Genomic DNA, 25,750 nt, shown 5'->3' with positions numbered 1-25,750 from the left:
CGGGCGTCGCTGCACTGTTAGACTGCGTCTCCCTGTTCGCGCAAAGCCCCTGTTCCAATGTCTTTCTCACTGATCGCGTCTTTTGACTGTCTTCCATGCGCCCCCTTGCAGCGACTCTCGTTGAGCTGGCTGGAGCGGGCCGGCGTCGAAGTGGCGGTGCTGCGCCTGGATGAAATCGATCCACTGATCAGCGGCAACAAGTGGTTCAAACTCCTCGAACACCTGCGAGTTGCCCAGCGCACTGGCGCCGGCGGCATCATCAGCCTCGGTGGCGCTCATTCAAATCATTTGCATGCCCTGGCGGCGGCAGGCCGGCGCTTTGGCTTCGCCACCGCAGGCCTGTTGCGTGGTCATGCCCAGGACACGCCGACCGTACGTGACCTGCATGCCTTCGGCATGCAGTTGCACTGGCTCGGGTACGGTGGTTACCGAGAGCGGCATCAACCTGGCTTCTGGCAACCCTGGCTCGAACGATACCCTGGCTGGCTCGGCGTGCCTGAAGGTGGTGGCGGGGAGTCAGGGGCCCGGGGTTGCGCATTGATCGTCGAGCAGGTGCGCAACCAATTGGCAACGCTGGGCTGGGTTGGATATGACGGTTGGTGGTTGGCAGCCGGTACCGGAACGACCCTGGCCGGGCTGGTGCTGGCCGAGCAGGGCGCGCACAGGGTTTATGGTGCCATGGCCGTGCCGATTGATCATGGAGTTGAACGCAATGTCGAGGCGCTGGTGACCTCGAGGAATGCCGCCTATGAGTTGATCGATGCCAGCCGGGGTGGCTTTGCCAAGGTCGATGCGGCGTTGTTGGCGTTTATCCAGGCCAGTGAAGAGGAGTCGGGGGTACCGTTGGAGCCGTTGTATACCGGCAAGGCATTGTTGGCGTTGCGTGAGCGGGTGGAGGCGGGGGCATTCAAGGTGGGTACGCGATTGATTTTTATCCACACCGGCGGGTTGCAGGGTCGTCGGGCGCTGATGGGGCGTTGAAAAGCGGCGACCGTACTGATTCGCTCAGAGTGTGCCGGGAACGTTCGGCCACAGGTCGGCGACCAGGAATAACCGCTCGGCTTCCTCCCAGTCACCCTCGGCGTTTTCGCTCAAGCGCACCAGCAATTGCGCGGGTGCCTGGGGATCAAGGGCTTGCAGCCAGTCCTGCAGGCGCTCCGGCGTCCAGGTCTGCTCCAGCGGGTAGTGCGCCGGCGCCAGCCAGGCATGCCGCGGCAGGGGTTGCCAGCGCCCCGGCGGGCTTTGGGCGCTGAAGGCCGGCCAATCGCGCTGGTGCAACCAGCGTCCCTTGAGATGGTGCGGGTTGGCGCCCTCGGGAGAATCGGCATGGCCCGGCCAGGGGTACAGCAGATAGCCGCCCAGCCACAACTGCGCGCTGAGCTGGCCGATGTCCAGTGCCGCCAACACCTCGCGGCTTTCGGTTCGGCCCGAAATCGGCAGTTGATGCTCGGCAAGGTGCGCCAGCTTTCGGTCCAGCCGGTCGTGGCAGCCGGGGCCGAGCCAGTGCGCCGGGTCCAGGCCGTCGCCGTTCTGGGGCCCCAGGTAGAGCTTGATCGCCAGCTCCAGGTGATGCACGCCGTCGCGGTCGCGCAGCAGGATGTCCAGTTCGCCGAGGGTATGCCCTTCCTTGCGGATCGGCAGGTTGGCGGCGATCAGTTCCACTCCCGGCGCCTGTTTCAGGGCGAATTGCCATAGCCGTTCGTAATACAGACCCAGGCGCCGGGTCGCGCCTTGTGACAGCCAGCTCTGCAAGTCACTGCTGTCCTGATCCAGTTGTAACAGCCACTGCGCCAGCAGCGCCGGTTTCTCGACCCAGTCGCTGCCGCTCAGGGGATGGCGCTGGGCCCAGGGGGTAACGCTGAGCATTGGCGGGGCAAGAATCACCCACGCCAGGTCGCGCACCTGGGGTTGGCGGAGTTGGCGGGGCAGGTCGGCAAGGCTTGGGAACGGGCTCATCCTGCGAGCATAGCCCCTTGCGCCGGGGCAATCAGCATTTTGTCCCGAGTTTGCCGCTACCCGGCGGTTTCGCCCATAATTGACTTCTTTGGCTGGTATCGGTCCCAGCGCCTCGTCCACCTCGCCTTTTCGACCGTTCCAGACCCCAGCAGGAGCCCTATGGAGCAATTTCGCAATATCGGTATCATTGGTCGTCTCGGCAGCTCTCAGGTGCTCGACACCATTCGCCGTCTGAAAAGGTTCCTGCTGGAACGGCACCTGCACGTGATCCTCGAAGACACCATTGCCGAAGTCCTGCCCGGACACGGCCTGCAGACCTCTTCACGGAAAATGCTCGGCGAGGTTTGCGACATGGTCATCGTCGTCGGCGGCGACGGCAGCCTGCTCGGTGCTGCCCGCGCACTGGCCAGGCACAATACCCCGGTGCTGGGCATCAACCGGGGCAGCCTGGGCTTCCTGACCGATATTCGTCCCGACGAATTGGAGGTCAAGGTCGCCGAGGTGCTCGACGGCCATTACCTGGTGGAAAACCGCTTCCTGCTCCAGGCAGAAGTGCGCCGCCACGGCGAGGCCATCGGCCAGGGCGATGCGCTCAACGATGTGGTGCTGCACCCCGGCAAGTCGACGCGGATGATCGAATTCGAGCTGTACATCGACGGCCAGTTCGTCTGCAGCCAGAAGGCCGACGGCCTGATCGTCGCCACGCCGACCGGTTCCACCGCCTATGCGCTATCGGCCGGCGGGCCGATCATGCATCCCAAGCTCGATGCCATCGTAATTGTGCCGATGTACCCGCATACCTTGTCCGGCCGGCCGATCGTGGTCGACGGCAACAGCGAACTGAAGATCGTCGTCGCCAAGGACATGCAGATCTATCCGCAGGTTTCCTGCGATGGCCAGAACCATTTCACCTGTGCGCCGGGCGACACCATCACGATCGCCAAAAAGTCGCAGAAGCTGCGCCTGATTCATCCGCTGGACCACAATTACTATGAGGTCTGCCGCACCAAACTCGGCTGGGGCAGCCGGCTGGGTGGTGGAGGCGACTGATGCTCGATCCCGCGCGTAGCTACGACCTGATCGGTGACGTGCATGGTTGCGCTCATACCCTTGAGCACTTGCTCGACATGCTCGGTTATCGCAGGCTGGGCGGCGTCTGGCGCCACCCGCAGCGCATGGCGCTGTTTCTGGGCGATATCATCGATCGCGGCCCACGGATTCGCGAAGCCCTGCATATCGTCCATGACATGGTCGAGGCCGGCCAGGCCCGTTGCATCATGGGCAATCATGAATTCAATGCCCTGGGCTGGAGCACTCCGGCGCCCCCTGAAAGCGGCAAGCAATATGTGCGCGAGCACACGCCGCGGCATGCTCGCCTGATCGAGGCAACACTGACCCAGTTCGCCCAGCATCCAGGCGACTGGAATGACTTTCTCGGATGGTTTTACGAGCTGCCGCTGTTCCTCGATGCCGGTCGCTTCCGCCTGGTGCATGCCTGCTGGGATGCCAGCCTGATCGGGCAACTGCGTGCGCATCATCCCAACGGCTGCTTCGACGAGCACTTCCTGCAGGCCGCTGCCATACCGGGCAGTTTTGCCTGCACGGTATTCGACCGGCTGTTGCGGGGTACCGACATGCGCCTGCCTGATGGCCTGACGTTGACCGGCGGCGATGGCCTGACCCGCGCTTTCTTCCGCACCAAGTTCTGGGAAGAAGACCCGCAAACCTATGGAGATATCGTGTTCCAGCCTGATGCCTTGCCCGAGCGCGTGGCCAGCACGCCGTTGAGCACCAGCCAGAAAAACGCGCTGCTGCGCTATGGCGTCGACGAGCCGATGCTGTTCGTCGGCCATTACTGGCGCAGCGGCAAGCCGGCACCGATCCGGCCCAACCTGGCCTGCCTGGATTACAGTGCGGTGCTTTACGGAAAACTGGTCGCCTATCGGCTTGATGATGAAACGCAGATCGATCCGAGCAAGTTCGTCTGGGTCGATGTCGAGCGCCCGCAGGTGCTGAAATGAGTCCGGTTGCAGTGCTTCGCCTGCCCTTGAGCATCGACCTGAGCGGCTTCGTCACCCTGTTGCGAACGCTGCAGGTGCCACACCGGGTCAGCGAGGAGGGCGGTGACCAGGTGCTCTGGGTACCCGATGAACGATTGGCCGAAGACGTCCGTCAGCTCTATGAACGTTATCCACAGGGTGATACCGGCAACGAACTGGCGGAACTGACCCCAAGCGAGCAGCGCAGCCGTCCCGGCTTCGTTTCGCAATTGCGCAACAGCCCGATCACCGCGGGCGTGCTCTTGCTCTGCCTGTTGGTAGCAGGGCTGACCTGGCTTGGCAGCAACTTCGAGACCTTGCGCTGGCTGACCTTCCTCGATTTCCGCGTGCAGGGTGACTACGTCTATTTCACCCCGCTGGCCGAGAGCCTGGCTGCCGGCCAATGGTGGCGGCTGGTGTCACCGATGCTGGTGCACTTCGGCATCCTCCACCTGGCCATGAATGCCATGTGGTACTGGGAGCTGGGACGGCGCATCGAGTTGCGTCAGGGGCTCTGGTCGATGCTCGGCCTGAGCCTGCTGTTCAGCCTGGTATCCAATTGCGCCCAGTACCTGTTCGGCGGGCCGAGCCTGTTCGGCGGTCTGTCCGGCGTGCTTTACGGCCTGCTCGGGCATATCTGGATCTATCAGTGGCTGGCGCCCAATCCGGTTTACCAGATGCCGCGCGGGGTACTGGTGATGATGCTGGTCTGGTTGGTGCTGTGCATGTCCGGTCTGGTCAGCATGCTGGGCTTTGGTGCAATCGCCAACGCCGCGCATGTCGGCGGGTTGTTGGTCGGTTGTGTGACAGGCCTCTTGGGTGGGGCACTGGCGCGGCGTAAACTGACCGCCTAATTTGGAGAAGTTATGTCCTCTTTTGCTGAAATGATCGAAAACATCACCCCTGATATCTACGCAAGCCTGAAGCTGGCGGTAGAAATCGGCAAATGGTCCGATGGCCGCAAGCTCACCGCCGAACAGCGCGAGTTGTCGCTGCAGGCAGTGATCGCCTGGGAGATCCAGAACCTGCCCGAGGATCAGCGCACCGGTTACATGGGCCCGCAGGAGTGCAGCTCCAAGTCGGCACCGATCCCGAACATTCTGTTCAAGTCGGATGCCGTCCATTGATCGAGATTGGCCGCGGTTCCATCAGTAAAATGTCGGCTCGCCTCGAGACGCCGGTGGTGCAGTACGCATTTCGCCTGGGCGACAGCGAGGTGCCGGTCAATCCGCTGATCGGCAAGACCCTGCGCCTGGAATACCTGGGGGCGATTCACTGCATCCACTGCGGGCGCAAGACCAAGACCAGTTTCAGCCAGGGCTACTGCTACCCATGCATGACCAGGCTGGCCCAGTGCGATGTCTGCATCATGAGCCCGGAAAAGTGTCACTACGACGCCGGCACCTGTCGCGATCCGGCATGGGGCGAGCAGTTCTGCATGACCGACCATGTGGTGTACCTGGCCAACTCGTCGGGAATCAAGGTAGGCATCACCCGCGCCACGCAGTTGCCGACCCGCTGGCTCGACCAGGGCGCCAGCCAGGCCTTGCCGATCATGCGGGTGGCAACCCGTCAGCAGTCGGGGCTGGTCGAAGACCTGTTTCGGTCCCAGGTTGCCGATCGCACCAACTGGCGCGCATTGCTCAAGGGCGATGCCGAAGCGGTGGACCTGCCAGCGGTGCGTGAACAGCTGTTCTCGACCTGCGCCGAAGGCCTGAGCGAGCTGCAGGCGCGTTTTGGCCTGCAGGCGATTCAACCACTGCATGACGTCGAGCCGATCGAGATCCGTTATCCGGTCGAGGCGTATCCGAGCAAGATCGTCAGTTTCAACCTGGACAAGAACCCGGTGGCCGAGGGCACCTTGTTGGGGATCAAGGGCCAGTACCTGATCTTCGACACCGGTGTGATCAATATTCGCAAGTACACGGCCTACCAGCTCGCCGTGCATCAGTAGAAGGACTTCAGCATGCGTACAGAACAGCCGCAAGTGATTTACCTCAAGGACTATCAGGCGCCCGAGTACCTGATCGACGAGACGCACCTGACCTTCGAATTGTTCGATGACCATACCCTGGTCCATGCGCAACTGGTCATGCGCCGCAACCCGGTGCGGGGCCCGGGGCTGCCGCCGCTGGTACTCGACGGGCAACAGCTGGAGCTGCTTTCGCTCGCGCTCGATGACCAACTTCTCGAGGCTGGCGACTATCAACTGTCCGATGATCACCTGACCGTGCAGCCCAGGGCTGCGCAGTTCACCGTCGACAGCAGCGTGCGTATTCACCCGGAAACCAACACCGCGCTCGAAGGCCTGTACAAGTCCAGCGGTATGTTCTGCACCCAGTGCGAAGCCGAAGGTTTTCGCAAGATCACCTATTACCTCGATCGCCCCGATGTGATGAGCCGCTTCACCACCACCCTCAGCGCGGACAAGAGCAGCTACCCGGTGCTGCTCTCCAACGGCAACCCGATTGCCAGCGGTCCGGACGAAGGCGGCCGGCACTGGGCGACCTGGGAAGACCCGTTCATGAAGCCGGCCTACCTGTTCGCCCTGGTCGCCGGCGACCTGTGGTGCGTGGAAGATACCTTCACCACGATGTCCCGGCGCAACGTGGCCCTGCGCATTTATGTCGAGCCGGAAAACATCGACAAGTGCCAGCACGCCATGAACAGCCTGAAGAAGTCCATGCGCTGGGACGAAGAAGTCTATGGCCGCGAATACGACCTGGACATCTTCATGATCGTCGCGGTCAATGACTTCAACATGGGCGCCATGGAGAACAAGGGGCTCAACATTTTCAACTCCAGCTGTGTGCTGGCCCGCGCCGAGACCGCTACCGATGCCGCGCACCAACGCGTCGAGGCGGTGGTTGCCCACGAGTATTTCCACAACTGGTCGGGCAACCGCGTGACCTGCCGCGACTGGTTCCAGCTCTCGCTCAAGGAAGGCTTCACGGTGTTTCGCGACGCCGAGTTCTCCGCCGACGTGAACTCGCGCACGGTCAAGCGCATCGAAGACGTGGCCTATCTGCGTACCCACCAGTTCGCCGAAGATGCCGGGCCCATGGCCCACGCGGTGCGCCCGGACAGCTTTATCGAAATTTCAAACTTCTACACCCTGACCGTGTACGAGAAGGGTTCGGAAGTGGTGCGCATGATCCGCACCTTGCTCGGCGCCGAGGGCTTCCGCAAAGGCAGCGACCTGTACTTTGAACGCCACGACGGCCAGGCCGTGACCTGCGATGACTTCATCAAGGCCATGGAAGATGCCAATGGCGTCGACCTGACTCAGTTCAAGCGCTGGTACAGCCAGGCCGGCACACCGCGCCTGGCGGTCAGCGAGCATTATGACGACGCGGTAAAAACCTACAGCCTGACCTTCCGCCAGAGCTACCCGGCCACCCCGGACAAGGTCGAGAAAAAGCCGTTCGTGATCCCGGTGGAGCTGGGCCTGCTCGACAGCCAGGGCAACGAACTGGCCCTGCGCCTGGCCGGCGAAGCCGCCGCGGCGGGCACCACCCGGGTGCTTTCGGTGAGCGAAGCCGAGCAAACCTTCACCTTCGTCGATATCGCCGAAAAGCCGTTGCCTTCGCTGCTGCGTGGCTTCAGTGCGCCGGTCAAGCTGAGTTTTCCGTACGATCGCGACCAGTTGATGTTCCTGATGCAGCATGACAGCGATGGCTTCAATCGCTGGGAGGCGGGTCAGCAACTGTCTGTGCAGGTCCTTCAGGAGCTGATCGGGCAATATCAGCAGGGCGCCGAACTGGTTCTCGACCAGCGTCTGGTCAAGGCGTTGGCCAGCGTATTGGGCAATGAAACGCTGGACCAGGCCATGGTCGCCGAGATGCTTTCGCTGCCGAGCGAAGCCTACCTTACCGAAATCAGCGAAGTGGTCGATGTCGACGCGATTCACGCTGCCCGCGAGTTTGCTCGCAGGCAACTGGCCGATTCGCTGTTCGACGCACTGTGGAAGCGCTACCAGACCAACCGCGAAGTCTCGAAGCAGACCGAGTATGTGGCCGAGGCCGAGCATTTCGCCCGTCGCAGCCTGCAGAACATTGTGCTGTCCTACCTGATGCTCAGCGTCAAGCCGCAGGTGCTGCCTGCGACCCTGGAGCAGTTCGACGCCTGTGACAACATGACCGAACGCCTGACGGCGCTGGCGGTGTTGGTCAACTCGCCCTTCGAGGACGAGAAGGCCAGGTCTCTGGCGAGCTTCGCCGATCATTTCCAGGACAACCCGCTGGTCATGGATCAATGGTTCAGCGTGCAGGCGGCCAGCACCTTGCCGGGAGGCCTGCAGCGGGTTCAGGAATTGATGAAGCACCCAGCGTTCAACCTGAAGAATCCGAACAAGGTCCGCGCCTTGATCGGTGCCTTTGCCGGGCAGAACTTGATCAACTTCCATGCCGCCGACGGTTCGGGCTACCGTTTCCTGGCAGACCTGGTCATCGAGCTGAATGCGTTCAACCCGCAGATTGCCTCGCGGCAACTGGCGCCGTTGACCCGCTGGCGCAAATACGACAGCGCACGCCAGGCACTGATGAGGGGTGAACTGGAACGCATCCTGGCTTCTGGCGAGCTGTCCAGCGATGTGTTCGAGGTGGTGAGCAAGAGTCTCGCTTGACCTGGGGTCGCAACACCCCCCGGTGATCTTGAGATCTTGCGCCTGCTTTCGCAGGCTGCGCTGGAGCCCCGCAGGGGCTCCCCAGCGCTCTTCGGCAAAAGGCCACTATCCGGTCTTAACAAAACATAACGTCGTATTCGTTGTTTTCCAATTCCAAAGCCCGATAGGATTGGGGTAATTACCGAGGGGCTCTAGATTGCCGCTTCCAGCCAAAGCAGGCGGAAGACGGAGCAATCCAGGCGCAACCTGCGGCTAGACCCAATAACAATAATCGGGGAAAAGTCTATGAGTGAGCCTGTGATGGCTGGCACTGGGCCCGTAATGGGGATGGGGGCAAAGCGCCCATCGGCATTTCACAGAGGCACCTTGCTGACTGCCGCGTTCTCGCTGATCGGTGTGCTTTCGGCCACCGCAGCAACCATGCCGGTACAGGCAGCGCAAAGCGCTGATGCCGTTTATTCCATTCAATCGTCCAAGGCCGCACGCGGGTTGATGCTCGATGTGGCGCAAGCGGGTGCGCGGCTGGTTGCGGTCGGCGACCGAGGCCACATTCTCTACTCCGACGACCAGGGCACTACCTGGACCCAGGCCAAGGTGCCGACCCGGCAATTGCTCACTGCGGTGTACTTCGTCGATGCCAGCCATGGCTGGGCGGTCGGGCACGACGCGCAAGTTCTTGTCAGCACCGATGCCGGCGCCACCTGGACCAGGCAATTCGAAGACCTCAAGCGCGAATCACCCCTGCTCGATGTCTGGTTCCAGAACCGCGACAACGGCTTTGCCGTGGGCGCCTATGGCGCGTTGCTGGAAACCACCGATGGCGGCAAGCATTGGGAGGATGTCAGCGACCGCATCGACAACGAAGACCAATATCACTTCAACGGCATTGCTGCGGTGAAGGATGCCGGCCTGTTCATCGTCGGCGAGCAGGGCAGCATGTTCCGCTCCGCCGATTGGGGCCAGACCTGGGAACGCGTCGAGGGGCCCTACGAGGGCTCGCTGTTTGGCGTGATCGGTACGGCTGAACCTGCCTCGCTTCTGGCCTTCGGCCTGCGCGGCAACCTGTATCGCTCCAGCGACTTTGGCGGCACCTGGGACAAGGTAGAGCTGAAGGGGGCCCGTGGCCCGCTCGAATTCGGCCTGTCCGGGGCTACGCTACTCAAGGACGGTTCGTTGGTGCTGGTCGGCAACGGCGGCAGCGTGCTGCGCAGCAGCGACGATGGCCGCAGCTTTCGCATATTCAACCGCGCGGACCGCATTTCGCTGGCCGGGGTTGCGGCAAAAGACGGTGACGAGTTGATCCTGGTCGGTCAAGGAGGCGTGCGTATCGCAGAGTCCTCCGGTGCCGAGAGGAGCCAGCAATGACAGGGCGGGAGCAGTTTCCAATGAATAACCAGCACCAGGACAAGGCGACCCTTCTTGAGCGCCTGATCTTCAACAACCGCCCGGCAGTCATTTTCATCTGCCTGTTGGTCAGCACCTTCCTGTTCTACCAGGCCACGCTGATCCGCCCTTCGACCAGTTTCGAAAAGATGATCCCGCTCGAGCACCCCTTCATCCAGAAAATGCTCGAACACCGCAATGATCTGGCCAACCTCGGCAACACCGTGCGTATTTCGGTGGAAGCGGTGGACGGCGACATTTTCAGCAAAGAGTACATGGAGACCCTGCGTCAGATTCACGACGAGGTGTTCTACATCCCCGGCGTGGACCGTTCCGGCCTCAAGTCCTTGTGGAGCCCGAGCGTACGCTGGACCGAGGTGACCGAAGAGGGCTTCGCCGGCGGCGAGGTGATACCGCAGAGTTATAACGGCTCGGCCGACTCCCTTGAGGATCTGCGCAACAACGTACTCAAGTCCGGCCAGGTCGGCCGGCTGGTGTCCAACGACTTCAAGTCGAGCATCGTTGATGTGCCATTGCTCGAGTCCTACCCCGATCCGGAGGATCAGGGCAAGTTGCTGAAGCTGGACTACCAGCAGTTCTCTCACCAGCTCGAAGAGAAAATTCGCGATAAGTACCAGGCGCAGAACCCCAATGTGAAGGTTCATATCGTCGGCTTCGCCAAAAAAGTCGGTGATCTGATCGACGGCCTGATCATGGTGGTGATGTTCTTCGGCGTCGCGTTCCTGATCACCCTGGTGCTGCTGTACTGGTTCACCTGGTGTATCCGCAGCACCATCGCGGTATTGATCACCACCCTGGTGGCGGTGGTCTGGCAGCTGGGCCTGATGCATGCCGTCGGCTTCGGGCTGGATCCTTACTCGATGCTGGTGCCGTTCCTGATCTTCGCTATCGGTATCTCCCACGGGGTACAGAAGATCAACGGTATCGCCTTGCAATCGAGCGACGCCGACAACGCCCTGACGGCGGCGCGGCGAACATTCCGGCAACTGTTCCTGCCGGGCATGATCGCGATCCTGGCCGACGCCGTTGGCTTCATCACCTTGCTGATCATCGATATCGGCGTTATCCGCGAGCTGGCCATCGGTGCGTCGATCGGTGTGGCAGTGATCGTGTTCACCAACCTGATTCTGTTGCCGGTAGCGATTTCCTATGTCGGCATCAGTAAAAAATCCATTGCGCGCAGCAAGAAGGATGCGACTCGCGAGCACCCGTTCTGGCGCCTGCTGTCGAACTTTGCCAGTGCCAAGGTGGCGCCGGTGTCCATTGCTCTGGCCTTGATCGCCTTCGGTGGCGGCCTCTGGTACAGCCAGAACCTGAAGATCGGCGACCTCGATCAGGGCGCGCCGGAGCTGCGTCCGGACTCGCGCTACAACCAGGACAACAAGTTCATCATCGACAACTATTCGACCAGCTCCGACGTACTGGTGGTGATGGTCAAGACGAAGTCCGAAGGCTGCTCGACCTTTGCTGCCATGGCCCCGATCGATGAATTGATGTGGAAGATGCAGAACACCCCGGGCGTGCAATCGGCCGTCTCGCTGGTGACCGTATCCAAGCAGATGATCAAGGGCATGAACGAGGGCAACCTGAAATGGGAAACCCTGTCGCGCAACCCCGACGTGCTGAACAACTCCATCGCCCGTGCCGATGGCCTGTACAACAACGACTGCTCGCTGGCACCGGTGCTGGTGTACCTCAACGACCACAAGGCCGAGACCCTCGATCGCGCGGTCAAGGCGGTGCAAGAGTTCGCCCAGGAAAACAACAAGGAAGGTCTGGAGTTCATCCTTGCAGCCGGTAACGCCGGGATCGAAGCGGCCACCAACGAGGTGATCAAGTCGGCGGAGCTGACCATTCTGATCCTGGTGTACATCTGCGTGGCGGTGATGTGCATGATCACCTTCCGCTCGTGGGCGGCGACCTTGTGTATCGTCCTGCCGCTGGTGTTGACCTCGGTATTGGGCAACGCACTGATGGCGTTCATGGGGATCGGCGTGAAGGTAGCGACCTTGCCGGTCGTAGCCCTCGGCGTGGGCATCGGTGTCGACTATGGCATCTATATCTACACCCGCCTGGAGAGCTTCCTGCGTGCCGGGCTGCCACTGCAGGAGGCCTACTACCAGACGCTGAAATCCACCGGCAAGGCGGTGCTGTTCACAGGCCTGTGCCTGGCTATCGGCGTGGCGACCTGGATCTTCTCGGCGATCAAGTTCCAGGCGGACATGGGCCTGATGCTGACCTTCATGTTGCTCTGGAACATGTTTGGTGCGTTGTGGCTGCTGCCGGCGCTGGCGCGGTTCCTGATCAAGCCGGAGAAACTGGCGGGCAAGGTGGGTGGGTCGTTGTTTGCTCACTGATTGGCTCAGTAAAAAAATAAACCGCAGCCCAGGCTGCGGTTTTTTTTGTCCCCCTGTGGGAGCTGGCTTGCCAGCGATGACTTCACCGCAGTAATGCAGGCAGGCCGCGTCACCTGCATCGCTGGCAAGCCAGCTCCCACAGTGTGGAAACGAGGTCGGCGTTTAGGCTTATAATGGCCAGCTTCTCTCAAGCGATTGTTTGTCATGACAGGTACTACCGATTCATTGCTAGATGTTCTTGAAACCTGCGACATGCTGCTGATCGATGGCCTGCACGCCTTCGACTTCACCCGGCCCGATGAGGGCGGGCTGCGAATCGAATCCATGGATGGCCGCGACCTCAAGCGCTGGTTTTTCACTCCGGCCGAAGTCGCCACGGCAACCTTCGATACAGCGTCCGAGAGCTGGCTGATCACCAATGCCAATGGCGAGCATCGGCTAGTCTGCATAAGTGCCTTTTCTGCCAGTGAAGAAGACGACCAGGACGACGACTCGTCCGCTTCTTGAACCTGCCAACTTCCTCGCAGAACCCTTGACCCGCCTGCGAGGAACGCTCCCGATGAAAAGCCTGCTCATGCCTCTATTGATTGCCGGTGCCCTGGGCCTGTTTCCCCATCACGCTGCAGCGGCCGATTACGATCTGCTGGTGGGGACTTACACCCAAGGCAACAGCGAAGGTATCTACCGCTATCACTTCGACAGCGACAAAGGCCAGATTTCCAGTGAGCCGCTGCAGGTGGTCAAAAGCGCCAACCCATCCTGGTTGACCCTGTCCCGTGACCGGCAATACCTGTTCGCGGTCAATGAAAACGGGCCTGGCCAGGCAGACCCGGTCGGACGCGTCAGCAGTTTCGCCATCGCCCCGAAAACCCATGAACTGAGCCCGATCAATCAGGTGCCAAGCCAGGGTGATGAGCCGACCCATTCGAGCCTGAGCGGCGATCAGGCTTATCTGTTCGTCGCCAACTATGCCGTGCAACCCGAGCCCGGGGGCAGTCTCAGCGTGCTGCCTGTGGGCGCCAACGGCGAGCTTTCGGCGGTGGTGCAGCAGGACGCCCATACGGCCAGCCAGGTCAACCCAGAGCGGCAAGGCTCGGCCCATGTGCATTCGGTGGTGTCATCGAAGGATGAGCGCTACGTGTTTGCCTGTGACCTGGGGGCCGATAAGGTGTTTATCTATCGTTTTGACGCCGGCAACAAAAACCGGCCATTGACCCCGGCCAACCCGCCGGCAGTGACCTTGCCACCCGGTAGCGGGCCGCGCCACCTGGTGTTCGGGGGGAACGGCAGGCAGGCTTACCTGACGTTGGAGATGAGCGCTCAGGTCGTGGTTTTCGATTTTCAAGGCGGTACATTGGTGCCGCGTCAGATGCTGCCTTTGACCGATAGCCCGGACGTTGCGGCAAAGGCGGGTGGGGCGATTCATGTTTCTGCCGACGGCAGATTTCTGTATGCCAGCAACCGTGGTACGGCCAATGAACTGTTGGTCTTTGCCATCGCCCCCGGCAGCGGCCTGCTCAAACCCTTGCAGCGGCGCTCGGTGGAAGGCGATCACCCCCGGGAGTTCAGCCTCGATCCGAGCGGGAAATTCGTGCTGATCGCCAACCAGAAGAGCCACCAGATCGTCGTGCTCCAGCGCGATCCGGGCACCGGTTTGCTTGGCAAGACCGTGCAGAAGGTGGCAATCGACTCACCCTCGGACCTGAAGTTCATCGACCGGCAATGACTTGTTTATTACAACGGTGAAATACCCTTGGCACTGGCATATGGCCATGTGCTTAAATTTGACGCTGAAATATTGACTCTTTATCTCGCTGAGGGATTCAAAGCATGATTTGGCGTATTGCGACTGTCGTTCTGTTTCTCTATTCCACGCCCATTCTGGCTGCCGATGCGCTGGAACGCGACCCTGTGCGCGAACGAGAAGCCAGCGCTCTGCTGTTGCCGCGTTGCAATCCGGTGGCAGACCTGGCGGCGGCCTGATTCAGCGGGCCATGATGGCCTTGAACAAGGCCGATTCGAGAAAGTCCTGCAGCCAGGCCTGGAGCCGTCGGTACGGCGACTGCGCAAACCAGTCGGGATCTACGGCCGCGAACTGGCGAACAAAGGGCATGATGGCCACATCGGCCAGGCTCGGATGATCGGCGAACAAATACGTCTGATGCTGCAAGCGCTCCTCGAGCCTTTGCAAAAAAACGCAAGCTTGCTCGCGGTAATGCTCAAGCGGGAGTTCCGGATAGCGATCGGCGTACTTGTAGTGATTCAAATGCACTTTGAACACCTGATCGTTTTCGCTGATCAGCCACTCGGCTTGCTCTCGGGCTTGCGGATCGTTGCACAGTCGCCAATCCTGCGGATCGTTGTGTTCAAGCGCCCAGCGCATGATCTCCAGGCTCTCGTCGATCACTCGGCCATCAACGTTCAATACCGGTACCGTGCCCTTGCTCGACAAGGCCAGCATCTCGGCGGGCTTGGCCTTGAGGCTGACCTCGATGATCTCCACCGGGCAGCCACTGTAGCGCAGTGCCATGCGCGCGCGCATGGCGTAGGGGCAGCGCCGGAACGAGTAAAGAATCATCCACTGACCTCCACACTGCTCAAACCGTTGCCCTGGCGACGTACCTGGATCTGGACCGGGATGCGTTCGTGCATTTCCTGCACGTGGGAGATGACCGCAACCTTGCGACCCTGGGCTTGCAGGCCGTCGAGGGCATCCATGGCCAGTTGCAGGGATTCGGGGTCGAGGCTGCCGAAACCTTCGTCGATGAACAGCGATTCGATCTTCAGGGTGCTCGATGCCATTGAGGCCAGGCCCAGGGCCAGGGCCAGCGAAACCAGGAAGGTTTCGCCACCGGACAGCGAGTGCACCGAGCGCAGTTCGTCGCCCATCTCGGTATCGAGCACCAACAGGCCGAGCATGCTGCCGCCGCGCTTGAGGCGATAGCGTTTGACCAGCTGACGCAGTTGCGCGTTGGCGTGGTGCAACAGGATATCGAGGTTGTAGGCCTGGGCAATCTTGCGGAAGGTATCGCCGGTCGCCGAACCGATCAGTGCGGCAACCCGCGCCCAGCGCTGGTATTGCTCGTTGGCGCTGGCAATGCGTTCCTGCAGTGCCTGGTTGGCCCTCAGGCGCCTCTGGTCCTCGGCCTGTTCGGCGCGCAGCTCGGCGCAGACCTGTTCCTGGGCCGTACACTGGTCGTGCAATTGTTGCAGGGCAACTTCCAGGCTGGCGCCATCGAGATTGCCATTGTGCTGCGCCTGATGAGTTTGCAGGCGCAACTCGCGTTCCTGCAGGCGAACACGCAATTGTTCGAGGCCTTTTTCACTCTGTTGAAGCTGCTGGCGCAGTTCGCCGACCTGGCTTTCGCTATAGTCGAGCAAAGCGTGCAAGCCCTCATCGTCCAGTTCCGGGTGCTGGCCACGCCACGCCAGCACACGCGCTTGCAGATCGCCAAGCGCCTGTTCCTGTGCTTGCTGTTGCTGCAGGCCGGCCTTGAGCTCGCTGCTCAGTCGCACTTGTTCGGTGGCGATGGCCTGCAAATCCCGATTGGCCGCTGCCTCGCTCTGGCGTGCCAGTTCCACCGCTTGTTCCAACTGTCCCTGCCAGGCTTGGGCACTGGAATGCTCACCGAGCAATTGGCTCAATTGTTCGCCACTGACCTGCAGTTGGCCGTCGAGCACGCTGCAGCGTTGCTGCAGGGTCGAAAGCTCCTGCTCACGGCTTTGCTGCTGCCATTGCTCCTGCTCGATGTTGCGCTGGCGCGCATCGAATTCCTGTTGTTCGTCGCGGCGCTGATCGATTTGTTCCAGGCGCGAGGCCAGTTTGCGGTCCAGCTCGAGAAAGCCTGCGGCGGGGTTATGTCGTAGTTGCTCAAGGCTTTCGCTCGGCAGCAAGCTGGAGAATGCCGCCAGCTCATCGTCCAGGCGCTGACTGTCGTTGAGCAGGCTGCGCTGTTGCTCGTTGAGCTGCTGTACCGCGGCCTGGCAGGCCTGCTGGGCCGCAAGCAGCTGATGCTGCAGCTGATTGGCCTGTTGTTGCAGGGCCAGCAAGCGATTCTGTTGCGCTTCGGCGGCGATGACTTGCGGGTTGATCTGCTGCAGTTGTTCACAGATCCAGGTCTCGCGTCGTTGCGCGGGCTGTTCCAGCATCTGTGGGAAGAGGGGATGCTCCTGAAGTTGCTGGAGCGCGCTCTGTTGCTGGCCGAGTAGTTGCTCTTCCTGCGGCTTGAGCTGCTTCTGCTGCTCGATCAACCCCTGCACCTCGGCGCGCAGTTCGGCCAGGCGGTCGGCCAGTTTCTGCACGGTTTCACGGGCGCGGGTTTCTTCACCTTCTTCATGGCTGCCCAGCGCCTGGAGCAGGGCATCGGATTGGTGCCAGGGATGCTCGATGCTGCCGCAGACCGGGCAGGGTTGATCGTCCTGCAATTGGCCGCGCAGCTGTTCGACGCTGGCGCTACGGGCCAGGCGCTGGCGTTGCAGCACTTGCAGGGTGACGTTCAGCGCCTGCTCGGCCTCTTGGTGTTCGGCCTTCAGGGCCACACCTTCACGTGTGCGCAGCTCGCGTTGTTCGCCAGCCTGTTGCTGGGCCTGGCGCATTACCTGCACACGTTGCTCCAGCTCCTGCTGGCGCAGCCAGTGGCGTTCCAGTTCGTCAAGACTGCGCAGTTGCAGGCGGCTTTCCTGAAGTTGCCGGGTCAGTGATTGCAGACGTTCGGCCACTGCCTCGGCGGGGCAATCAGCCTGGGCGTACAGGTCGTTCAGGCGCTGATGCCGGGCCGCCAGTTCGGACTCTGCCTGGGTCGCCCGTTGCTCGATCGCCGGCAATTCTTCACGGCCCTTGCCCAGGCGCGCGCTGAGTTGCACGATCTGTTGCAGGCGCTGGCGATGCAGGTTCCAGGCTTCGGCAACAGTGGCAAGTTCGGCACTTTGTTGCAGTTGCGCGGTGATCTGCGCCAGGCGTTGCTCGCTGGCCTGCTGGCGTTCGCGCAAGGCCAGCAGCCTGGCCTGGCCCTCGCTGCTGGCGAGTTCGGCTGCCTGTCGCGACACGTTGAGCTGGCTCAATGTCTGGTTCAGATGTGCGAGGGTGCTGTGGGCCTCGAATGCCTGGCGTAGTTTCGGGGCCGCATCGCTTTGGGCCTGTAACGCCTGATTGAGTGCGGCATGGGCATCGGCCTGGCTATTCTGGCGTTCGAGCTGACGACTCTGCAGGTCGAGTTGACGACGTTGCTGCTCGTCGATTTGTCGTGTCAACGGGCTCAGCTGCGCCTGTAGTTCGGCGCTGCGGATGAACAGGTGGCGTTGCGGCGCCAGTTGCTCCAGGCGGCTGAGGTCCTGGCGTGCAGCGGCCTGGTCCTGCCAGGCCTGCGTCGCCTGCTGCAGTTCATCTGTGGTGGCTTGTCGTTCGTCTTGCAGGCGTTGCAGCTCGCGTTGCCACTGTTGCTGTTGCTCGAGCTGCTTGAACCTGGCCTGTTCGGTCTTGAGTTGCAGCCGGGCGTTCTCCAGGCGCAAGTCCAGGCCTTCGCGCAGCTCGGACGCAAGTGGAGCGATGCCGCCAGCCTGCTCCTGCAACAGGCGCAGTGCCTCGCGTGCCTCTTTGCTTTGCTCGAAGGCTCGGCGGCCCAGGCGAGTATAGAGGGCGGTGTCGGTGAGCTTCTCCAACAGTTCGCTGCGTTCGTTGTCGTCGGCCTTGAGGAAGGCGCTGAATTCGCTCTGGGCCAACAGCACGGCGCGGGTGAACTGTTCGAAGTTCAGGCCCAGGCAGGCTTCGAGCATGGCCTTGAATTCAGGCTTGAGGCTGGTCAGCAGCTGTTCGGCGTCCAAGTCGTACAGGCTCTGGCGGCTGGGTTGCAGCTTGCCGCCGGCTTTGTCGCGGGCGCGATTGGCTTCCCAGCGGGCGCGGTAGCGGCGCCCGTCGATGCCGAGAAAATCGACCTCGGCAAAACCGGTACCGGTGCCACGGCGCAGCAGGGTGCGTGGGTCGCCGGTGGCGATCTCCCCCTCGGTCTCGGGGACCTTGCCGTCGCGGCCGGTCTTGCTCAGGCGCGGTACCGCACCGAACAGGGCCAGGCAAAGGGCATCGAGCAGGGTGCTTTTGCCGGCACCGGTGGGGCCGGTGATGGCAAAGAGGCCGGCGCTGGCGAGCGGTTCGGCAGTGAAATCGATTTCCAGAGGTCCGGCCAGCGAAGCCAGGTTCTTCAGGCGGATGGCGAGGATCTTCATGTGTGTTCACCCTCCAGTTGAACCTGTTGCAGGAGCAGGGCGAAATCATCCAGCGTCTGTTGGTCCACTGCACTGCCGTAGCTGTCCTGCCAGACGCGGCTGAACAACTCCTGGGGGCTGAGTTGGTCGAGTTCGATCAGGCGCTCGTTGTCGTCGCCATCGCGACCTTGGCTGCCGGCATACTCGGCGCCGATCCGTACCAGCCTTGCGGCCTTGCCCTGCAGCGCTGTTTCGATCTGCTGGCGCAGGTCCGGCTGGGGTTCGTCGAGGCGTACGCGTACTTCCAGCCAGGGCTGCCGGGCGAGGTCGGCGAGCAGATCGGTGTTTGGCAGCTCGGCCAGGTGCAGCAGAATCTCGGCAAGCGGCGCCGGGCCGAGCCGCAACAGTTCGACCGCGCGCGGAATCAGGTGGGTTTCGACGCTGTCCAGGGTTTCGCCCGTGCAATTGATCTCGAGAATCTGGTGCGGGTATTCGATCTCGGAGAACGACAACGGGATGGGCGAGCCGCAGTAGCGAATACGCTCCTCGCCGTTGACCCGCTGGGGCTTGTGCAGGTGGCCGAGGGCGACATAGCTGATGCTGGAGCCGAACAGGCTCGCGGGCAGGGCTTCGGCGCTGCCGATGATCAGGCTTCGCTCGGAGTCTTCGGACACCGTGCCGCCGGCCATGTGCGCGTGGCTGATGGCAATCAGCGCCTGGCCCGGCTGGCGCCTGGCATTGGCGGCATCGATCAGCAGTTCGTGCACCTTGGCGATGCCACGCAAGTAGTCATCCCCAAGGCTTGCGCCGGTGACTTCAGCCGGGCGCAGAAAAGGCAGTGCCAGGCACCAGGCGGCAGTCTGGCCGGTGGCGTCCGGCAGGGGAATCAGCAGTCGCTCGGCGTCGAGCTGGCCGTCGTCCAGCCATAGCACCCGTCCCAGGGCGTGGGTGCGCAGGCGGCGCATCAGCGGCGCGGGCAGTTCGATGCGCGAGCCGGAGTCGTGGTTGCCGGCGATCATCACGATCGTCAGGTTCGGCTGCTGCTCATGGGCGCTGACGATAAAGTCGTAGAGTCGTTCCTGGGCTTTGACCGGGGGGTTGACCGTGTCGAAGATATCGCCCGCGATCAGCAGCACGTCCGGCTGGCGCCGGGCCAGTTGGCCGAGCAGCCAGGTCAGGAAGCTGGCATGTTCGAAGTCACGCTCCTGGCCATGGAGGTTTTGCCCCAGGTGCCAGTCGGAGGTGTGAAACAGACGCATGAAGTGTTCCGCAACAAGGGCCGGATCGTGTCGATCCAGGCCGGGTTTCATTTAGGGTAAAGCGGCGGCAGGCTGCTGGTATCGGTCACCGGCGCCTGGATGTGTTCGGCGGGCGGGATGGTTCCGATCGCTCGCCAGAGTTCATCGCCTTGCCAGAATTGACCGGTTTCACTGTACAGCGCGCCGTTCAACCCATCGAGTGCATCGGACAGCGGCACGAAGCGCGCGGCCATGTCCGCCAGCGTTTCCGGCTGCTGGCGTGCCCAGGCATCGAGCGCCTGGCGGGTGGCGTGCGGGTCGTTGGCCTGGCAGGCGCGCTTGAGGTCATCGAGCAGGCTGCGCGGGCTCGGCCCGCTCTGCGTGGCACGCAGGACCGCCGGTTGCCAGCGTGCGCGCCACCACAAGCCGAAGCCCAGCAGGGTCGTGCAGGCCAGCAGCAGCGTACTCAACTGCCAGTGCCACAGCGCTGCGCCGGATTGGGCCGGACTTTCGCTGCTGGCCGGCGTCTCGACCGCCAGGCTCGGGTTGTTGACGACATGCAGGGTGCGGGCAGGCAGGCTGCTGCGCTCCAGATGGTCCTCATGGGTATTCCACCAGACCACTTCCAGCGCCGGCAGTTCGATGCCACCGCTGCGAGTGGGTACCAACGCTTCACGTTCCTCGCGGCTGCCGACCAGGCCACGGTCAGTGTTCTGGTTACTCATTCGCGGTTGGTCCGGATAGCGCCGCAGGCCATCGACTTCGGTGGCGGGCAAGGGCGGCAACTGCGCACTGGAAAGCCCTTCGGCCTTCAGGGTCAGGGTCCGGGTCAAGGAGTCGCCGACCTGGCTCCCGGGCGTGTCCGGGCTCCAGCTTTCCTCGAGGCTGATGCTGCGCGCCGGCAGCCAGGGCGTGTCGACCGGGTAGTCGGCGGGCTTGGCTTTGACGGTCAGCGGTATTTCGGCGGAACTGACTCGGGTTTGCTTGCCGGGCTTGGGGACGCCAGGTACCTGGCCTGTACCGGTTTCGACGGGGGTGGCGCTGAACACCTGGGCGGGGATGATCAGCTTGCCGCTTTGCTGGGGGTAGATCGCATAGCGCATTTCAATGACGCCGTGACGGATGCCATTGATGAGCTTTTCATAGGTGCGCGACTCACCCAGTTGCTCGATGCGGGCGTTGGAAATCTGCAAGGGAGAGAGGCTGCTGTCGTCATAGAGCGAGACTGAATGATAGATGCGCAGTGTCAGAATGGTCTGGGCCTGGACGTAGACGCTGTCCTCGTCGAGGCTGGCATCGATGAATACCGGCGTCAGGGTGCTGATGGCGCTCTCTTCGCTCTGATTGATTTGCAGGCTGATCGGTTGGCTTTGCACCTCGCCCAGATGCAGCGCGGGGATTTCCACGGTGCCATTCTGGAGGGGCAGCAGGGTGATGATCCAGCGGGTAGTGGCCTGGGTCTGGCCATCGAGGGTGGTCAAACGGTTGACCTGGCGTGTACTGCGCACTTCGAACAGGGCGTCCAGGGGGGACAGGTCCGGCTTGCCAAACTGGGTGATGTCACGGGTTTCCAGGGTCAGCTCGACGGTTTCACCGGAATTGAGCAGCGTGCGGTCGACACTGGCGATCAACGCTGCGGCCTGGGCCTGCAGGGTGAACAAAAGGCTGAGTAGAAAGACGCTGAAGCGACTCATCGGGTTGTTTCCTGATGCTGTTGCTGTTCATACCAGAATTTACGCCGCAGCAATTCCGCCGGCTCATCGGGGATTTGTCGCAGCCATTGTTCGAGCGCCTGACGCTGTTCACCGTCCAGCGTGCTGGTGGCTGGCCGTGGCGGTGGCCGGGTGGTCTGCTCGTCGTCTTCGCCTTCGCCATCGGCACTCCCGGCAGCATCCGTCGGCTGGTCGGATTTGCCCTGCTCGTCGGAACTCTGACCGTTTTGCTGCTCGGACTCACTCGCGCCGGCCTGCTGCTGTGCGGCAGCGGCAGCCGCTTCGGACTGGGCATCTTGCGCAGCCTGTTCACTGGCGTTTTGCTCTTTGCGGGCGGCTTCGGCCGCGGCCTGCTGGCGCTTTTCCTCCAACAGGCGTTCGACCAGGGCCTTGTTCTGCTGCGCGGGCTGCAAATCGGGCTGGCGTTCCAGGGCCTGTTCATAGGCATCCAGCCCCGCTTCCAGTTCGTCACTGCGGGCCAGGGCGTTACCGCGATTGTAATGGGCGGCGGCACTGTTTCCTTGAGCAAATGCTTGTGCGGCAGCGGCATAGTCGCCGGCTTCGTACAAGGCTAGGCCTTTCCATTGCAGGTCTTCGAAATGGCGTGCGGCGGCGGCAGGTTGCTGCCGTTCGAGCAGGAGCTGGCCCTGTTGGTCGGGGCGCAACCACAAATCGCTGAATTCGAAAGCGTAGCCTGGCTGCGGCAGGCACAGCAGCAATGGCAGGCAAAACAACCAGCCACGCCGTCCGGCGCAGGCGGCCAGCAACAGCAGGGGCAGCAGTAGCCAGTGGCCCTGGTCGGCCCAGGTGTCGAGTTGCACGGTCTGACCACTGCCGCGCAGGCTCTGAGGGTCGGCGAGCAGGCCCAGGTTGCGCAGGTCGAGATCGTCCAGGCGGGCCTGGCGATAGCGCCCGCCAATCTCGCCGATAAAGGTCTTGAGGCTGGCATTGTCCAGGCGCGGCAGGAGAATCGCACCCTGCGCATCCTTGAGCAATTGGCCGTTTTCCTCGGCAACCGGTGCGCCGTCTGCGGTGCCGATCCCCAGCATCAGCAGGCTGGGGCCCTGACGCCCGAGCGCCTGGCGGATGCCTTGGCGCTCCTGTTCGTTGAGCGAAGAGCCGATCAGCAGTATCCGCCCCTGGCCAAGTGCGCCCTGGGCGAGCAGGGCCAGGGCCTTACTGACGGCAAGGTCGGCACGGTGCCCGGCTTCAGGCATGATCGACGGCTTCAGCGCTTCGAGCAGATTGCGGCTGGTGGCCAGGTCGTCGGACAGCGGCACCAGCGTGTGGGCGCTGCCGGCGTAGACGATGATGGCCGTTTGCGAATCGCTGCGTCGCTCCAGCAGATCGAGCAACTTGCGCCGCGCCTGCTCCAGGCGGGTGGGTGGCGTGTCGCTGGCGAGCATCTCCGGGGTCAGTTCCAGCACTACCACCAAAGGGTCGGCCGGCTTCTGGCTGGACTGTTCGACACGCTGCCAACTGGGGCCCAGTAACGCCAGTACGGCCAGTAGCCAGGCCAGGCCAAGGGCGATCCAGGGCAGTTTGCTGTCACGCCCGTTGCCACCTCTGAGCAGAACCGAATGAAAGGCTTTGGGCAGGATCATCTGCCAGCGGCCGGCGCGTTTTTGCCGATGCCAGAGTTGCCAGAGCAGCCAACCGAGCAGCGGCAACAGCAGCAGCCACCAGGGCCGGAACCAGTGAGGCCAGAGCGCGATCATCGACGCCTCCGCAGGCGCAGGCGTTTGAGCCTGTCGCGCCATTCGGGATGCGGTTGCAGAAAGTTCGGCCGATTGAGCAGGCGTTGCAATGGGTTGTCCGGCCAGCGCTCGCGAATCACCAGCAGCAGGCTGACCAGCAGCGCTGCAGCGAGCGGCCAACTGTAAAGGGCCTGGGTAGGACGGGCCTGGGTCGGTTGCTGGGTTACCGGTTCCAGTTGGTCGAGTGTCTTGCCGATGGCGTCCAGCTCCAGCCCGTCATGGGCGCGGAAATAGCTGCCGCCGGTGATGGCGGCGATTTCCTTGAGCGTCGGCTCGTCCAGGTCCAGGCTCGGGTTGAGCCCGAGCATCCCCAGGGTGCCGGTTTCTTCCGGGGTGGCGCCGATGCCGATGGTGTAGACCCTGATGTGCTCCAGGGCAGCCAGGCGTGCCGCGGTCAGCGGATGGATTTCGCCACCGTTGTTGGCGCCGTCGGTGACCAGGATCAACACCCGGCTTTGTGCCGGGCGCTGGCGCAGGCGCTTGACCGCCAGGCCAATGGCATCGCCGATGGCGGTATTCTTGCCGGCGATGCCGATCCGCGCCTCGTCCAGCCAGACCCGGACGGTACGCCGGTCGAAGGTCAGCGGTGCCTGCAAATAGGCTTGGCTGCCGAACAGGATCAGGCCGACCCGGTCGCCCCTGCGCCCCTGGAGGAAGTCGCCGAGCAAGTGCTTGACCAGGGTCAGGCGGCTGACTTCTTCGTCCTCCCAGCGCATGTCGGGGAAATCCATGGAGCCCGAGACGTCCACCGCTACCAGCAGGTCGCGCCCGCTGGCGGCAACCGGCAGTGGCTCGCCGAGCCACTGGGGGCGGGCAGCGGCCAGCAGTAGCAGCAACCAGAGCAGGACGAATGGCCCCTGCTGGCGCCAGGTCGGCAGGTTAAGCCGCGCCCGGCGCCCGGCCAGGCCTTCAAGTTCATTGAGGAAACTGATCCTGAGCGCCGGCTCGCCGCTGTCGGCGGCCGGCAGTATCAGGCGCAGCACCCAGGGCAGGGGCAGCAGGGCGAAGACCCAGGGCCAGGCGAGCTCAAACATGCTTGCGAATCCAGGTTTCGACGGACTGGCTGAGCCCGGCAATGGCCTTGTCGTCGAGTTTGCATTCAGGTTTGTAGGCGCCTTCGACCAGTACCATCCAGCGGGTCAACCCGGCAGCCGGGCAGCGGTTGTCGAGAAACGCCAACCATTGCCGGCCATTGAGTGTGTGGCTGTGACTGTTGGGGTAGTGGTTGCGGCAAATACGCTTGAGCAAGGCATTGATCTGCTGCAGCCAGGCACCGGCCGGTGCACCGTCATAGGGCTTGGGCAGCCGGGCCAGTTCGGCCAGGGCTTCGAGGCGGATCGGGTCCAGTGGTTGTTCGGTGGGGGCTTGCCGGGATCTGAGCGGCCAATAGCGCCGCAGCCGCCACAGGCCCCAGGCGAATAATGGCAGCAACACCAGCAGTGCCCACCAGCCGGGTGCCGGCGGCCAGGCGCTGATCGGCGGCGGCGCGATCAGTGGCTGCAATTGCTCGAGCGAACTCACCGCGGTTTCCTCGGGCGCTCGGGGTTCAGGTATTCACGCAGCTGTTCGATCATCTCGCTCTGCGTACTCAAGGGCATCAACAACACGCGCAACTTCTGCGCCAGGAACTCCCAGCGGGCGATGCGCGCCTCGCCCTGGGCCCGGTAACTCTGGCGCAGATTGGCGTCCAGTGTATCGAGCTCCAGTTGCGCGCCGCGCTGGGTAAAGCGCAGAAGGCCGGCGGCGGGCAGGGCATGGTCGAGCGGGTCGGACAATGGCAGCAGCAACAGGTCGCAGTGACGAGCAAGCAGGCTCAGCTGTTGCTCGGCGGCGTCGGTCAGGGCGCGCTCGTCGCAGATGACGATGGCCAGGCTGCCAGGGCGCAGCACTTCGCGGGCGCGGCGCAGGGCCAGACCAAGGGATTCGCGATCGGGCTGGCTTTCGGTGTGCAGGGAGTGATTGACCCGTACCATCCGGTTGAGCAATTGCAGCAAGCTCTGCTTGCTGCGCCTGGGCTTGATTTCGTAGTACTCGTTGTCGCCGAAGACCAGCCCGCCGATACGGTCGTTATGGCCCAGTGCGGCCCAGCCGATCAGGCTGGCGGCCTGGGCGGCGAGTACCGATTTGAACATCAGCCCCGAACCGAAGAACAGCCGCCGACTTTGCTCGACCAGGATGTAGATCGGCCGTTCGCGCTCTTCATGGAACAGTTTGGTGTGCGGCTCCTGGGTCCGGGCGGTCACGCGCCAATCGATGCTGCGCACGTCATCGCCGGCCTGGTAGACGCGCACCTGATCGAAATCAACGCCACGCCCGCGCAGTTTCGAATGATGCAGGCCGATCAGCGGGCTGCGCTGACCGGGCGAGGAAAACAGCTGCACTTCGCGCACGCGATGGCGCATCTCGATCAGCTCTGTGAGGCTGACGCGGATGCCGGGGGCGGCCAGCGGACGGTTCGGCATGGG

General features: G+C 62.7%; 21 protein-coding genes. 12 read left to right on the top strand and 9 right to left on the bottom strand.

Annotated elements, in window-relative coordinates; all coding sequences use genetic code 11:
• Window positions 1–57: 57 nt before the first annotated feature.
• The gene (locus NVV94_RS18790) at window positions 58–981 is read left to right on the top strand and encodes a 1-aminocyclopropane-1-carboxylate deaminase/D-cysteine desulfhydrase (protein WP_258443891.1); all 924 of its coding nucleotides are present in this window, start codon (window positions 58–60) and stop codon (window positions 979–981) included.
• Window positions 982–1,005: 24 nt separating this feature from the next.
• Here NVV94_RS18790 and NVV94_RS18785 read toward each other — a convergent pair whose 3' ends face one another.
• Window positions 1,006–1,956 (bottom strand): DUF1853 family protein, encoded by a 951-nt coding sequence (locus NVV94_RS18785; protein ID WP_258443889.1) that lies wholly within the window; start codon window positions 1,954–1,956, stop codon window positions 1,006–1,008.
• A gap of 159 nt (window positions 1,957–2,115) precedes the next feature.
• Between NVV94_RS18785 and NVV94_RS18780 the strand changes: the two genes are divergently transcribed.
• From NVV94_RS18780 to NVV94_RS18730, 11 genes are all read left to right on the top strand, one after another.
• On the top strand, window positions 2,116–3,006 hold the full coding sequence (locus NVV94_RS18780) for an NAD(+) kinase (RefSeq protein WP_258443888.1): 891 nt from the start codon (window positions 2,116–2,118) through the stop codon (window positions 3,004–3,006).
• Entirely contained in the window at window positions 3,006–3,977 is a 972-nt protein-coding gene (locus NVV94_RS18775) for a metallophosphoesterase (RefSeq protein ID WP_258443887.1), read from the top strand. The genes NVV94_RS18780 and NVV94_RS18775 overlap by 1 nt, the downstream gene beginning before the upstream one ends.
• Window positions 3,974–4,849 (top strand): rhomboid family intramembrane serine protease, encoded by an 876-nt coding sequence (locus NVV94_RS18770; RefSeq protein ID WP_258443886.1) that lies wholly within the window; start codon window positions 3,974–3,976, stop codon window positions 4,847–4,849. The genes NVV94_RS18775 and NVV94_RS18770 overlap by 4 nt, the downstream gene beginning before the upstream one ends.
• Before the next feature lie 12 nt (window positions 4,850–4,861).
• Window positions 4,862–5,122: a YeaC family protein gene (locus NVV94_RS18765; RefSeq protein ID WP_258443885.1), complete on the top strand. Its 261-nt coding sequence runs from the start codon at window positions 4,862–4,864 to the stop codon at window positions 5,120–5,122.
• Window positions 5,119–5,949 (top strand): DUF2797 domain-containing protein, encoded by an 831-nt coding sequence (locus NVV94_RS18760; protein WP_258443884.1) that lies wholly within the window; start codon window positions 5,119–5,121, stop codon window positions 5,947–5,949. The genes NVV94_RS18765 and NVV94_RS18760 overlap by 4 nt, the downstream gene beginning before the upstream one ends.
• 12 nt (window positions 5,950–5,961) lie before the next feature.
• Window positions 5,962–8,619, top strand: a complete 2,658-nt coding sequence (pepN, locus tag NVV94_RS18755; protein WP_258443883.1) for an aminopeptidase N — start codon at window positions 5,962–5,964, stop codon at window positions 8,617–8,619.
• Window positions 8,620–8,940: 321 nt separating this feature from the next.
• A complete protein-coding gene (locus tag NVV94_RS18750; protein ID WP_258447750.1) occupies window positions 8,941–9,984 on the top strand; it encodes a YCF48-related protein in 1,044 nt (347 codons plus the stop codon).
• A 20-nt stretch (window positions 9,985–10,004) separates the two neighbouring features.
• Window positions 10,005–12,380 carry an RND family transporter gene (locus NVV94_RS18745; protein ID WP_258443882.1) on the top strand — a complete coding sequence of 792 codons (2,376 nt, stop codon included), beginning with the start codon at window positions 10,005–10,007 and terminating at the stop codon, window positions 12,378–12,380.
• 204 nt (window positions 12,381–12,584) lie between these two features.
• Window positions 12,585–12,887, top strand: coding sequence for a DUF5629 family protein (locus NVV94_RS18740; protein ID WP_258443881.1), 303 nt, complete (start codon window positions 12,585–12,587; stop codon window positions 12,885–12,887).
• A 52-nt stretch (window positions 12,888–12,939) separates the two neighbouring features.
• Window positions 12,940–14,106: a lactonase family protein gene (locus NVV94_RS18735; protein ID WP_258443880.1), complete on the top strand. Its 1,167-nt coding sequence runs from the start codon at window positions 12,940–12,942 to the stop codon at window positions 14,104–14,106.
• Window positions 14,107–14,210: 104 nt separating this feature from the next.
• Window positions 14,211–14,363, top strand: a complete 153-nt coding sequence (locus NVV94_RS18730) for a hypothetical protein (RefSeq protein ID WP_258443879.1) — start codon at window positions 14,211–14,213, stop codon at window positions 14,361–14,363.
• A gap of 1 nt (window position 14,364) precedes the next feature.
• Here the strand turns inward: NVV94_RS18730 and NVV94_RS18725 are convergent, their stop codons facing one another.
• The 8 genes from NVV94_RS18725 to NVV94_RS18690 are packed head-to-tail and all read right to left on the bottom strand — an operon-like array spanning window position 14,365 to window position 25,747.
• Entirely contained in the window at window positions 14,365–14,958 is a 594-nt protein-coding gene (locus NVV94_RS18725) for a glutathione S-transferase (RefSeq protein WP_258443878.1), read from the bottom strand.
• Window positions 14,955–18,599, bottom strand: coding sequence for an AAA family ATPase (locus NVV94_RS18720; protein WP_258443877.1), 3,645 nt, complete (start codon window positions 18,597–18,599; stop codon window positions 14,955–14,957). Before NVV94_RS18720 ends, NVV94_RS18725 begins: the two co-directional genes overlap by 4 nt.
• On the bottom strand, window positions 18,596–19,837 hold the full coding sequence (locus NVV94_RS18715) for an exonuclease SbcCD subunit D C-terminal domain-containing protein (protein ID WP_258443876.1): 1,242 nt from the start codon (window positions 19,835–19,837) through the stop codon (window positions 18,596–18,598). The genes NVV94_RS18720 and NVV94_RS18715 overlap by 4 nt, the downstream gene beginning before the upstream one ends.
• A 47-nt stretch (window positions 19,838–19,884) precedes the next feature.
• Window positions 19,885–21,510 carry a BatD family protein gene (locus NVV94_RS18710; protein WP_258443875.1) on the bottom strand — a complete coding sequence of 542 codons (1,626 nt, stop codon included), beginning with the start codon at window positions 21,508–21,510 and terminating at the stop codon, window positions 19,885–19,887.
• Entirely contained in the window at window positions 21,507–23,246 is a 1,740-nt protein-coding gene (locus NVV94_RS18705) for a VWA domain-containing protein (protein ID WP_258443874.1), read from the bottom strand. Before NVV94_RS18705 ends, NVV94_RS18710 begins: the two co-directional genes overlap by 4 nt.
• Complete coding sequence (locus tag NVV94_RS18700) at window positions 23,243–24,319, bottom strand: VWA domain-containing protein (protein ID WP_258443873.1); 1,077 nt, start codon at window positions 24,317–24,319, stop codon at window positions 23,243–23,245. Before NVV94_RS18700 ends, NVV94_RS18705 begins: the two co-directional genes overlap by 4 nt.
• Entirely contained in the window at window positions 24,312–24,806 is a 495-nt protein-coding gene (locus tag NVV94_RS18695; RefSeq protein WP_258443872.1) for a DUF4381 domain-containing protein, read from the bottom strand. The genes NVV94_RS18700 and NVV94_RS18695 overlap by 8 nt, the downstream gene beginning before the upstream one ends.
• Window positions 24,803–25,747 carry a DUF58 domain-containing protein gene (locus NVV94_RS18690; protein WP_258443871.1) on the bottom strand — a complete coding sequence of 315 codons (945 nt, stop codon included), beginning with the start codon at window positions 25,745–25,747 and terminating at the stop codon, window positions 24,803–24,805. The genes NVV94_RS18695 and NVV94_RS18690 overlap by 4 nt, the downstream gene beginning before the upstream one ends.
• Between the last annotated feature and the right edge of the window lie 3 nt (window positions 25,748–25,750).

Origin of the sequence: Pseudomonas sp. LS1212, assembly GCF_024741815.1 — a bacterium.
Classification (GTDB): Bacteria; Pseudomonadota; Gammaproteobacteria; order Pseudomonadales; family Pseudomonadaceae; genus Aquipseudomonas.
Note: the sequence above shows the minus strand (reverse complement) of the source record. Positions and strands in the feature narration are given on the sequence as shown.

Bases quoted from the DNA above. Each gene is read 5' to 3' on its own strand.
- NVV94_RS18790 (WP_258443891.1), top strand. From the start codon at position 58: ATGTCTTTCTCACTGATCGCGTCTTTTGACTGTCTTCCATGCGCCCCC.
- NVV94_RS18785 (WP_258443889.1), bottom strand. From the start codon at position 1,956: ATGAGCCCGTTCCCAAGCCTTGCCGACCTGCCCCGCCAACTCCGCCAA.
- NVV94_RS18780 (WP_258443888.1), top strand. From the start codon at position 2,116: ATGGAGCAATTTCGCAATATCGGTATCATTGGTCGTCTCGGCAGCTCT.
- NVV94_RS18775 (WP_258443887.1), top strand. From the start codon at position 3,006: ATGCTCGATCCCGCGCGTAGCTACGACCTGATCGGTGACGTGCATGGT.
- NVV94_RS18770 (WP_258443886.1), top strand. From the start codon at position 3,974: ATGAGTCCGGTTGCAGTGCTTCGCCTGCCCTTGAGCATCGACCTGAGC.
- NVV94_RS18765 (WP_258443885.1), top strand. From the start codon at position 4,862: ATGTCCTCTTTTGCTGAAATGATCGAAAACATCACCCCTGATATCTAC.
- pepN (WP_258443883.1), top strand. From the start codon at position 5,962: ATGCGTACAGAACAGCCGCAAGTGATTTACCTCAAGGACTATCAGGCG.
- NVV94_RS18750 (WP_258447750.1), top strand. From the start codon at position 8,941: ATGGGGATGGGGGCAAAGCGCCCATCGGCATTTCACAGAGGCACCTTG.
- NVV94_RS18745 (WP_258443882.1), top strand. From the start codon at position 10,005: ATGAATAACCAGCACCAGGACAAGGCGACCCTTCTTGAGCGCCTGATC.
- NVV94_RS18740 (WP_258443881.1), top strand. From the start codon at position 12,585: ATGACAGGTACTACCGATTCATTGCTAGATGTTCTTGAAACCTGCGAC.
- NVV94_RS18735 (WP_258443880.1), top strand. From the start codon at position 12,940: ATGAAAAGCCTGCTCATGCCTCTATTGATTGCCGGTGCCCTGGGCCTG.
- NVV94_RS18730 (WP_258443879.1), top strand. From the start codon at position 14,211: ATGATTTGGCGTATTGCGACTGTCGTTCTGTTTCTCTATTCCACGCCC.
- NVV94_RS18725 (WP_258443878.1), bottom strand. From the start codon at position 14,958: ATGATTCTTTACTCGTTCCGGCGCTGCCCCTACGCCATGCGCGCGCGC.
- NVV94_RS18720 (WP_258443877.1), bottom strand. From the start codon at position 18,599: ATGAAGATCCTCGCCATCCGCCTGAAGAACCTGGCTTCGCTGGCCGGA.
- NVV94_RS18715 (WP_258443876.1), bottom strand. From the start codon at position 19,837: ATGCGTCTGTTTCACACCTCCGACTGGCACCTGGGGCAAAACCTCCAT.
- NVV94_RS18710 (WP_258443875.1), bottom strand. From the start codon at position 21,510: ATGAGTCGCTTCAGCGTCTTTCTACTCAGCCTTTTGTTCACCCTGCAG.
- NVV94_RS18705 (WP_258443874.1), bottom strand. From the start codon at position 23,246: ATGATCGCGCTCTGGCCTCACTGGTTCCGGCCCTGGTGGCTGCTGCTG.
- NVV94_RS18700 (WP_258443873.1), bottom strand. From the start codon at position 24,319: ATGTTTGAGCTCGCCTGGCCCTGGGTCTTCGCCCTGCTGCCCCTGCCC.
- NVV94_RS18690 (WP_258443871.1), bottom strand. From the start codon at position 25,747: ATGCCGAACCGTCCGCTGGCCGCCCCCGGCATCCGCGTCAGCCTCACA.